We start from the raw sequence: 10,030 nt of genomic DNA on the forward strand, positions 1-10,030 counted from the left end.
ATTTTACTTCTTTTTCTGTTTTTATGAAACCTATATGTTTGTATAATAGACCCTGTGGAAAAATTTAATCTTGCATCAGCGGATGATTGGTGATATATTTATTGAGCGATGAGCTAATTGAATAAGCCGGCGGGCGCTCCTTTATTGGAAATGCACGATGTGGCGTGCAGCCTGCCGCCTCAATACGCAAGACCCCCTGTTTCAGGGGGTCTTTTTATGTTTAGTTGGCTTGCATGTACCAGGCTTTTTCACAGAAATTGCGATTCAACGTAGCCGGCAATGTTTTCCGATAGAAATCTGACAGCAATATATGGAGGCCTGATGCCTTCATGTCTGCAAAAAGGCATTCCCAGCCATAAGATGCTGCTGTCAATGCTGATGAAAGGAAACGGTACATCTTTTTGAACGAAAGCGGCATGCTTTAACGTCTCATGCCTTTTGTCTGAAATCAGCGTGACACTGGCCTTTCCAGTCATTCCGTTCACTATTTTTGTCCATTCTTCGTCCAATGCATGGGTGGCTGGCAGCGAAATGATGATGGCTGATTTGGCCTGTAATAAATCATTTTCAACTTTGCCGGTTTTCCTGCTGTGAATCCATTGCAGAGCCTGGTGCTGGTTCCTGATCCATCTTCCGATACTGGAGGGAGTAACAGCCTGATCCATCTTGAGCTGGTGTTCTGCCAGTTTCCGCCATGTTTTTCCTGTATATACTTTTTCTTTGATAAAACGGATATCCCCTACCTGTATGAATTTTCCCCTTGTCCTTGTTACGGCTACATTGATCAGCCTTTCACTGTCTTTTCCAGTCATAAGCATCCCAGCTTTTTCAAAAGGAAAGCTGTCAACGGTGTCAAAGACCATTATATCTCTTTCGCTCCCCTGGAAACGATGGACGGTTGCCGCAATAATGTCTGCAGCAGCAGCTTCAGAGCTGTATACCTCTTCCATGAACTGTTCCATCAATGAAGCTTGAACCCTGTAAGGTGTAGCATAACCTATTGACCTGGCCCCATCCAGATATGCCTCGTGGATCAGCTGGAATGAAAGCGCAAGATGAAGAAGGTTGCTTCTGGATCCGCTGTTATTATCTTTAACTCCGTACTTTCCCATCTCAGAGCTGTCAACCATAATAGATGCCATGTTTTTGAACGGATTTAATTTGGAAATACCTTCCCGCAGCTCGGCTGTGCCTTCAAAATCAGTCACAAGGGAATGGTAAACATGTTTATTGGTAAAAGCAGAAATATCCGGATGCATCCTCCTTTGTTCTTTCAGCAAAAACAAATGGGGATGCATCTGGCCATTCCCGACCGCAGAAGCTGCCCCTGAATGGTGGAAAATATCCTCTTTCAGCCATTTGACTGCCAGTTCGCTCCTGGAGGCGGCTATAGGCGGAAGCTGTTTGAAGTCTCCGCAAATGATGATCCTTTTACCCAGAGAGGCAGCAAAGGCAGCCTGCGGTACATAAGCCATGCTCGCTTCATCCACAATGACAAGATCAAATTGGCTTTCATAAATCGCCGGATCACCTGCTGCCCTGGCAAGAGTGGTTCCAATGATGCCTGCATCCTTAACATATTCAATTTCCTTTTTGCGGATCTTCTCCAGAACGGCTGCGAGCTTAGTTTCAATTTCAACCAGCTTTTCAGAATCCCTTTTACTGAAAGAGCGCCCCAAATCAGATTTTAACAGCCTTTTTTCTTCCATCAGCTGAGATTTTTTATCTGCCAGATCCGGGTGGTGCTTTTCAATGAGCCTGTCGGAATGAAACAGCCCCCCTGCATGTGCTTCACTGCTGCTTCTCGTTCCATACCTGAGAATATCCCCGTCTTTGGTTTCGGATTTGCGGGACGAAAAAGAGGCAATTTCGGCCATCAGTACATCAACCGCCTGGTTGCTGTGTGATAGAACAAGCACCTTCAGTTTTTTGAAATATTTATTAGCTGCTGTCCGGGCAAGCGTATATGTTTTCCCAGTCCCCGGGGGACCCCATACAAATGTAACCGGGTTATATTTGGATCTCAAAATAAGTTCATGGACAGGGGATTTTGCCTTTCCTCCCGGATGGGCTGCCGGCATGGAGGGATCCATCAGTTTTTTGATCCGCAGCCTCTTCGTTTTGCTTTTTTTTATATCATCAAGCCGCTGTATGAGCTGATCGATCAGCTCCCAGGGATCATGGTGCAGGGATGCATATTGCAGTTCCTCACCCAAATACTGGTCCGCAGAGACAATGATATTCCGGCCTTCAGAAGACAGGATCCTTCCTTCAGCTTTTTTATGCCCCCAGCTGATTTTCACCTGTGATCCGATAGGCACATGCAGTGCAGATTCTGTCTCAAAAAAATAAACAAACCCTTCATGGCTTGATATCAGAATGCCATTGTGAAGGGAATATTTACTGCTTCCATAATTTTTCATATGCTGTATTTCTGATTGAAGGGCCTTTTGCCATTCTGCTATATATCTTTTTGTGCTGCTCATCATATTTCTTCCTTTACTCAACAATCACCATTTGCTTCTTCTTTGGAAGAAGCGCCGGCCATTTTAATGAAAGATAATATAACACGGCTATAGCCAAAAATCCAATCTGGTTAAGCACTCCCCGCTTCCTGCTGATTTTTCGTCCTGGCAAATATGTATGTACGTACCATGATCAATAGCGTCATTACGATCAGGATGCCATGGAAGGATGCTGCAAGCACCGGCAGGCTGGTACTGTCAAGGACAGCTGGAGCCAGAATAAATCCGCATGCGAAACCGAGCGACTTCAGGAGCATGCCTACTCCAAATATCCTGCCCCTTATATGATTGGCCGATTTTTGGAGGATGGTTGCATGCAGGGTCGTAAAAGCTGCGTCAAAAATACCGGTTAGAAAAGCAACCAGTAATATTGCAGGGATATAGCTGCTTGATAAAAAGATGATAAACCCTGATGACATCAGGATGGCAGAAATGAAGCACGCAAGATAAATTCTGCTGCCCCTTGCCCACCGGAGCCTCGGCAGGAGGAATGCAGACAGAATAGACCCGATTCCCCATGTACTCCAAATCAACCCATAATAAAAGCTTTGTCTGTCAGGATTAAGGGCCTCTGCCAAAATCGGAATCCCAAGGTTATGGGAGCTTCCGGCAAAAGATCCTGCGAGGAAGACAAGGTTGACGAGCATAAGCATCGGAGCCAGCTTTAAATAGGCATAGACCTCTTTTATATCAGAGAAAATTGAAGACAGCTTCCCTTGAAGCGTCGAGTGAACACCCGCTTTCCTGCCAGGTGCCGATTCCCATTTAAGCATCATCAACACAGCAGCAGACAGGAAGTAGGTAGCTGAATCGATAATCAGTGTAATATGGTAGCCTATAATATCTGTCAGGATGCCAGCGGCCAAAAATCCGGCGACCAGGCTGGCGGAAGTAAGTCTGGAAATAAGAGCATTTGTCTCAAGCACCTTATTTTCGCCAAAGATCTGGGGGATTTCCGCATTAAAGCTGACCATAAAGCTGCTGTTGGAGAACCCAATAGCAAAGGATACGAGTATGATCATATAGGGTGATGGAAAAGAAATCAGGGACAAAATCAGAATGCCCCTTGCCAGGTCGCTGATGATCATGATCTTTCTTCTGTCGAACCGGTCTGCCAGTATGCCGGAAAAAATGCTTGAAAACACACCGCCGGCTGTCCTGAATGCCATAGCGGCAGCCATCCATCCTGTGCTCCCTGTAGCAGCATAAATGAGGACGTTGAGGACAATTGTATCCATAAAGGTGCCAAAATCTGAAAAAGCTTTTACATATAATATTACTTTTCTGTTCATTCCTTTACTCCAGTGCAGTTTTTGTCTATTTTATCCGGTATCTGAAAGTTTCGCAATACGAAATTTTCAGGCAAATAAAAGAAGTGCCCATGAAAAGCACTTCTTTTCTCCTTCTATTTTCCAATGAACATTTGTGTCCAGTAATTACCTTCGCCTGTATGCCCTACTCCTATATGGGTGAATTTGCTGCTGAGGATATTCTTGCGGTGCCCCTCACTTTTCATCCAGGCATCGACGACTTCCTCTGCAGATCTTTGTCCCATGGCAATATTCTCACCTGCTGTTGAATACTCCACTCCAAAGTCCCGCATCATATCAAATGGGGAGCCATAAGTTGGACTAGTATGGGAAAAGTAATTCTTAGCCTGCATATCATCTGATTTTTCCTGGGCAACACCGCTCAGAGAGCTGTCAGATTTCAATGCAGCAAGGCCGTTCTTCGTTCTTTCTGCATTAGTCAGCTCGATGACTTTGGATTCCATATCGCTGATGCTTTGGTCAGTGTCTCCTGCCTTTTGCTGTCCCTGTTCCTCAGCGCCATTCTGCCCCTGGTCACCCTGGCCGCCAGGCGCTGTTCCCTGGCCTGCCCCATACTGAGTGCCAGGCTCCATGCCTGCTCCCTGTTCTGCTTGATTCTGTCCTGGAGCTGCCTGCTGTCCTTCCTGTCCTTGCTGCCCTCTTTCTTCACCCGTATAAAAACGGAACATGCCATTATCCTGCTGTTCACCATGCGGGAATTCTTCGCTTGGCATGCCAGTGCTGTAAGCATTCGGATCAATCGTAATAAATCCATTGTTGATTTCCTGAAGGCTTTCCATCATTCCTTTTGACTGCTGGCTGCTGCGGTCATTTAAAAAGTTGGTCTGGCCCTGTCTGCCATTCCCGGCATTCAGTGTGTTGAGGCCGCCTTGCCTGTCATCTGCAGCATTATTAGAGGCGCAGGCAGACACCAGCATCACTGCAAAAACTGCTGGCAAAAAGCTGAATTTCATTTTGCTCATTCTGTTAACCCCTTTTCATAATAATGTAACGGTCTTATTTTGCACTGCATGACCGATCTATTATGAATGGAATTATTTACAGCAGAAAAAATAATAAACCTCCTATTCCTGCCGCACGACATGATAGCTGTTATAAAGGGCGAGCCAGCTTTGCGGGGCACGGAGGCTGATTTGCCAGAAAGTGGTGCCCAGTAGCTGATAACGGTCCATAAGAAGGTATTTCTGCATATAGCTGCGGATATCATCAAACCAGACGGTATGGAGCTGCCCCTCATCGTAATAAGTAAAGAATGGTGCTGCCCTGTTGCTGTCATACTGGATATTAGTGCCTTTTTCTATTGCCCTGTTCTGTGCCTGGAGAACTGACAGAGAGACAGTTTTGTTGTCCGGTCCGAATTTGTCATACCCGTATAAGGGCAGGGCAATCTGCAGCTTACGCGGAGGAATCTGAGTAATGGCGTACTTGACTACATCCTCCATCCATGGCAGCGGTGAAACAGGCTCAGGCGGCCCGCCGGGATAACCGTAATCGATTGTCATGACGGCAACAATATCTGCAGCAGCACCGATTGCCTCATAATCATAGGCGCCAATGATCCTGTTTGAAGGAATATCCTCTGTTTTTGCATGGACATTGACATGAAGAATCAGATTTCCAAGGGCAAGCTTCAGCTCAGCAAGAAATCGGGAAAAGCTGTTCCTTTGCGGCGGAGGTATGAATTCAAAATCAATGCTGACGCCGCTGTAACCCTTCTCTTTAGCCAGACTGGCAATACTGCTGACCAGATTGGCTGTATACCTTCTATTTCCCAGCACGCTTCCGGCCAGTTCCGGATCAAAGTCGCCATTCTGATAGTTGCGGATCATGAGCAGCGGGAGGATGCCCAGCTCTTTGCTTTTATTGATAACAGATGTGTCATCAAGGAGCCTGTAGGCAGTTCCCTCTGCCCGGAATGAATAGGCAGTGATGGCAAGATAGGTAAGGAGGGGCGAAATTCCTTCCAGTATGGGGAAAAGAGCCTCAGTATTGTAAGGCAATATAAAACCAAGCGTCTGAATGCCGTATTTAAGTGGTGAAGGAATGAATATGTTCTGTCCTTGCTGAAGATTATATGGATTCAAGCCGGGATTTGCTTTAAGAATAGAATCAATTTGTGTCTGATAAAAAAGAGAAAGCCGATAAACGGTGTCTCCCTCCCTTATTATATGAGAGCGGACAGGCAAAGTGTCCAGAGGGATATACAGCGCCAGCCCGGGCACTATTTCATTGGCGTCCTTCAATCCATTAAGAAGTAAGATGTCGGCTGGGGAAACAGAATATTCATTGGCAATCTGCCATATGGTGTCACCGTATGATACAACATGAATTCCCATTTCAGCACCTCAAATAGGTTTTTATACCATCATATGGATCTCCAATGAATAATAGAATATAAGATAACATCCAGGTCTCTTTTCATAAGAAAAACACAGGGCTTTCGGCGCCCTGTGTTGATCTATCCCTAATTTTTGCTGTAGTCATCCGTATCCGGTGAAACCATTCCGCCCGCCCCGGAAGTGTTAACATCCGGTGCAGCGCCTTCAGGCTGGGAAGGAAGCTTATGATGTTTATATTCTTTGTTGTTTTCATCTGCCAAAGGTGTCTGGCTGTGATCTTTCTCATCTATAGAAAGAATCTCGAACTCAGTCCCCTGCAAGTATCCTTCCAGCTTTGTCCTCATATCATCTCTATCTATCTTTCCTTCAAAGCGCAGCTCTGCATTAACAGTTATCATGAACGATCCGTCCTTTCGTTAATTAAGTTATTTTTGCTTAATTTATCACGAAGATGTGCCGGGGGTTGTTTCACCCTTCAGGGTTTCCTTTGCTTCTTCGATGGTTGTGAAAACGAGTACTTCCGTTACCTGCTGCCCATCATGTGATACTGCAAGGAATCCGTCTGCAAGCTGATGGATGTCAGCCAGCGTCCCTTCCTCGCCGCCATCAAGCTTGACCGATTCTTTAAATTCCAGCTGGCCTTTTTCAGCCCATGACTGAACCTCTGCTGAATAGGTCCCATAATCCATTCCTTCTGTGATGCGGTCATCCAGTTCTCCTGCGCTTAACTTTTCCTCCTCTCCTTCCGTATTTGTCTGTTCGTTATACCCTTCTGTCGTATTCTGCTCATCTGAAACGGTTTCTTGGTCATCCTCGGCACCGCAGCCTGAAAGCACTATGGCTGCAGCGGCTGCCAGGGTGTATATCTTTTTCACCGGCTCCACTCCTCTGCAATTGGTTTTGTTACAATGTTAATACCCGTTTCTGCAAAGAACATTCGTCATAAATAAGGTTCTTTACAGCGGAAGGTTCAATAATACTCTGTAAGTGTTATGTGCTGATCCGGCATTTCTGTGAATTGTTGCTCCATATGCCGTTCAGGTGTCCTGAATGTGTGGCTAAGTGAGCCCTTAATCAGCAGCGGCGCTTAACACACAGCGCCAAGTAAGAATTCGTTTGTATATATGGAAAAATATTTCCTTTCCTAAAACCGTGAATTCAACTATAATGAACTGTTAGGAAAGGAGGGTGTAAAATGGCTGAACTGACGCAATATGTTTTTTTTGACTTTGAGATGCTCTGTTCGAACAAAGGGATGCTGTTTGAAGATATGGAGGCAATCAGGCTTGGTGCAGTAAAATATGATCTGATTACAGAGAAGCTTTCATTTTTCGATGAGTATATAAAGCCGGAAAATCATAAGCCGCTCAGTATGTTCTGCAAAAGGCTGACCGGCATTGAAGATAAAGATCTCAGGGATGCAGACAGATTTGCTGATGTATTTTCCACTTTTCTTTACTGGGTTAATGGAGTGAAGAAAACCAGGTTCTATTCATGGTCCAAAAGCGATCTGTCCCGACTGAATGCTGATGCAGCCAGACATGGGATCCCGTCTGCCACAATTGAAAAAATCAATTCCAGATATGTCGATTTCCAGGAAGTGTTTTCAAACCGTGCGGCTAATAATACACCCTCTGTTGAAAACGCCCTGGCACTGTATGGGCTGGATTTCGTCGGAGAAACGCATAACCCGATGTTTGATTCTTATAACACACTGCGGATATTTTTTGCATTTGAGCGCAATCCCCAGCTCACTGAAAAAATCATGGCTGAAAGATTTATACTGCCGGGGAGAACACTCACAGTGGATCAGATAAATGTAGAGGTGAAAAGCCAGTTCGCCAAGGATATGGAAGAGTTTTTTTCCAGTCTGCAATGGATCTACAAAATGAAGGAAGCACAGCAGCTTGTCAAAAAAGCGAAAAGAATTTGCAAAAGGTATAAAAATGTCGCAGGCAGCAGCTCCGGCATCTTTGATGAAGAAATTCGAAGCGATACTAAAGACTTTATGCTTTTTTACGAAGGCCTTAAGAAGAATTACTTGGAGCATATAACCTATTCATCCCGCATACTGATTCTGGATGAAGAGAACTTTTCCTACAGGAAGACCCTTTTGGCAAGAGCCTCCCTGGATGGACAAGACCGTCAGGCCGTTTAAGGCTTTTCGGATACATATTTATTAACTTTACTCATGAGGAGCTGTATAAAATGGAAAGAATAAAACTGAATGAGGATTTATCTTTTTCACGGATCATCCATGGTCTTTGGAGGCTTGCTGACTGGAAACAGTCAGACCAGGAAACACTTTCGCTTATAGAATACTGCCTGGAGATGGGCATCACAACCTTTGACCATGCCGATATTTATGGAGGCTACACCTGTGAGGATCTGTTTGGGAAAGCGCTTGCTCTGAAACCTGAATTAAGGGAAAAGATGGAGATTGTCACTAAGTGCGGAATCGTCCTCCAATCACCCAACAGGCCGCAGCATAAATCACACCACTATAATACCAGCCATGAGCATATTATAGAGTCGGTCAATTATTCTTTAAAGAATTTAGGGACAGACTATCTGGATGCACTGCTTATCCATCGTCCTGATCCTTTCATGGATCCTGAACAGACCGCACAGGCTTTCATTGAACTGAAGAAAGCGGGAAAGGTCAGAAACTTTGGCGTTTCCAACTTTAAAAACCACCAATTTGATATGCTTCAATCTTATCTGCCGTTTCAGCTGGTCACAAATCAGATTGAGCTTTCTGCTTATCATCTTGAAAATTTCGAAGATGGGACACTTAATCATTGCCTGGAAAAAAGAATTGCTCCTATGGCCTGGTCCCCTCTCGCGGGAGGAAGGATCTTTTCCGCTCAGGATGAAAGGGCAAAAAGGCTTCAGGCTGCCCTGAAAAATATAGCAGGGGAAATAGGAGCGGGTGACATTGATGAGGTTCTCTATGCATGGCTTCTGAACCATCCGGCACGGATTATGCCGATCATTGGATCAGGCAAAAAGCAAAGAATTGAAAAAGCAGTTAATAGCATGAAACTGAAGCTGGACAACCATCAGTGGTTTGAAATCCTTCAAAGCTCCATGGGTCATGATGTTCCATAACTGAACAAACCGAAAGGCCGGCCACAAGAGTGGACCGGCCTTTCTGATGCTGCTAGAATTTCATTCTGATTATTGGAACATGCCTTTGAAAGCTGGAGTAGAAATATCAACACCCTCAAAGACCTTGGTCATGCCCGCAATATACTCTTCTTTGAATGTCTCAGCTTCAGCAAGGTCCTCTGACCCGGCCTTAAGAAGTTCGCCTTTTTTTGTGAAATATTGAACGAGGCTGTCAGATGCACCTTCGATATCTGCAGAATAGTCGCTCAATTCTTCAGGGATTTCAATTCCGTCTAAACCAGGTTCAAAAGCAGAAGCTGCTTCTGCAGGATCTTTGCCTTCTTCTGCAAAAGATGCCTCAGTACTGCGGATCAGCTTGGTGACTTCAGATTGGTAGCTGAGGAGCGCAGATTTTTGTTCTTTGCTGCTGTCAGCCTGTTCAGCTGTTTCAGTCTCGGCGGCTGAAGTGTCCTTTTCGGTGTCAGCCTCTTTAGACGTGTCATCGGAACACGCTGCCAAGCCGGCAGTCATAAGGGAAGCCATTAATAATGCCATAAATTTTTTCATTCTTCTCTCTCTCCTTTTTCTGTTGACCCTTTTTTTAAAAATAGGTTATTTACTGACAATTTATAATTTAACTAGTTTTCATACTTTTTTCAACCCTTTTTTGTTCGAAAGTCGAAACAAAAAGATATTTCTAAATAATTTTTAAATATTATGAATA

The 10,030-nt window shown here is 44.8% G+C and carries 9 protein-coding genes; 2 read left to right on the top strand and 7 right to left on the bottom strand.

Annotation, left to right across the window (positions count from 1 at the left end; genetic code table 11):
- Nucleotides 1-248 precede the first annotated feature (248 nt).
- The 6 genes from RBB45_RS25525 to RBB45_RS25550 all read right to left on the bottom strand — a co-directional run bounded on the left by RBB45_RS25525 (nucleotide 249) and on the right by RBB45_RS25550 (nucleotide 7,070).
- Complete coding sequence (locus RBB45_RS25525) at nucleotides 249-2,486, bottom strand: AAA domain-containing protein (protein ID WP_101547754.1); 2,238 nt, start codon at nucleotides 2,484-2,486, stop codon at nucleotides 249-251.
- Between the two features lie 110 nt (nucleotides 2,487-2,596).
- Nucleotides 2,597-3,817, bottom strand: coding sequence for an MFS transporter (locus RBB45_RS25530; protein WP_306010587.1), 1,221 nt, complete (start codon nucleotides 3,815-3,817; stop codon nucleotides 2,597-2,599).
- 113 nt (nucleotides 3,818-3,930) lie between these two features.
- Nucleotides 3,931-4,818, bottom strand: coding sequence for a CAP domain-containing protein (locus RBB45_RS25535; protein WP_009793844.1), 888 nt, complete (start codon nucleotides 4,816-4,818; stop codon nucleotides 3,931-3,933).
- 102 nt (nucleotides 4,819-4,920) lie between these two features.
- Nucleotides 4,921-6,192 (bottom strand): glycosyl hydrolase family 18 protein, encoded by a 1,272-nt coding sequence (locus RBB45_RS25540; protein ID WP_306010588.1) that lies wholly within the window; start codon nucleotides 6,190-6,192, stop codon nucleotides 4,921-4,923.
- Nucleotides 6,193-6,320: 128 nt separating this feature from the next.
- Entirely contained in the window at nucleotides 6,321-6,593 is a 273-nt protein-coding gene (locus tag RBB45_RS25545) for a hypothetical protein (RefSeq protein WP_009793842.1), read from the bottom strand.
- A gap of 45 nt (nucleotides 6,594-6,638) precedes the next feature.
- Complete coding sequence (locus RBB45_RS25550; RefSeq protein WP_022543852.1) at nucleotides 6,639-7,070, bottom strand: hypothetical protein; 432 nt, start codon at nucleotides 7,068-7,070, stop codon at nucleotides 6,639-6,641.
- A gap of 320 nt (nucleotides 7,071-7,390) precedes the next feature.
- On the opposite strand from RBB45_RS25550, the gene RBB45_RS25555 reads away from it, so the two are divergent.
- Nucleotides 7,391-8,353 (top strand): 3'-5' exonuclease, encoded by a 963-nt coding sequence (locus RBB45_RS25555; RefSeq protein WP_009793840.1) that lies wholly within the window; start codon nucleotides 7,391-7,393, stop codon nucleotides 8,351-8,353.
- A 50-nt stretch (nucleotides 8,354-8,403) separates the two neighbouring features.
- Nucleotides 8,404-9,306, top strand: a complete 903-nt coding sequence (locus RBB45_RS25560) for an aldo/keto reductase (protein WP_306010589.1) — start codon at nucleotides 8,404-8,406, stop codon at nucleotides 9,304-9,306.
- Nucleotides 9,307-9,375: 69 nt separating this feature from the next.
- Here RBB45_RS25560 and RBB45_RS25565 read toward each other — a convergent pair whose 3' ends face one another.
- Complete coding sequence (locus RBB45_RS25565; RefSeq protein ID WP_009793838.1) at nucleotides 9,376-9,873, bottom strand: hypothetical protein; 498 nt, start codon at nucleotides 9,871-9,873, stop codon at nucleotides 9,376-9,378.
- Between the last annotated feature and the right edge of the window lie 157 nt (nucleotides 9,874-10,030).

The organism is Bacillus sp. MMSF_3328 (assembly GCF_030733525.1).
Classification (GTDB): Bacteria; Bacillota; Bacilli; order Bacillales; family Cytobacillaceae; genus Bacillus_AB; species Bacillus_AB infantis.

Bases quoted from the DNA above. Each gene is read 5' to 3' on its own strand.
- RBB45_RS25530 (WP_306010587.1), bottom strand. From the start codon at position 3,817: ATGAACAGAAAAGTAATATTATATGTAAAAGCTTTTTCAGATTTTGGC.
- RBB45_RS25525 (WP_101547754.1), bottom strand. From the start codon at position 2,486: ATGAGCAGCACAAAAAGATATATAGCAGAATGGCAAAAGGCCCTTCAA.
- RBB45_RS25555 (WP_009793840.1), top strand. From the start codon at position 7,391: ATGGCTGAACTGACGCAATATGTTTTTTTTGACTTTGAGATGCTCTGT.
- RBB45_RS25565 (WP_009793838.1), bottom strand. From the start codon at position 9,873: ATGAAAAAATTTATGGCATTATTAATGGCTTCCCTTATGACTGCCGGC.
- RBB45_RS25560 (WP_306010589.1), top strand. From the start codon at position 8,404: ATGGAAAGAATAAAACTGAATGAGGATTTATCTTTTTCACGGATCATC.
- RBB45_RS25535 (WP_009793844.1), bottom strand. From the start codon at position 4,818: ATGAGCAAAATGAAATTCAGCTTTTTGCCAGCAGTTTTTGCAGTGATG.
- RBB45_RS25540 (WP_306010588.1), bottom strand. From the start codon at position 6,192: ATGGGAATTCATGTTGTATCATACGGTGACACCATATGGCAGATTGCC.
- RBB45_RS25545 (WP_009793842.1), bottom strand. From the start codon at position 6,593: ATGATAACTGTTAATGCAGAGCTGCGCTTTGAAGGAAAGATAGATAGA.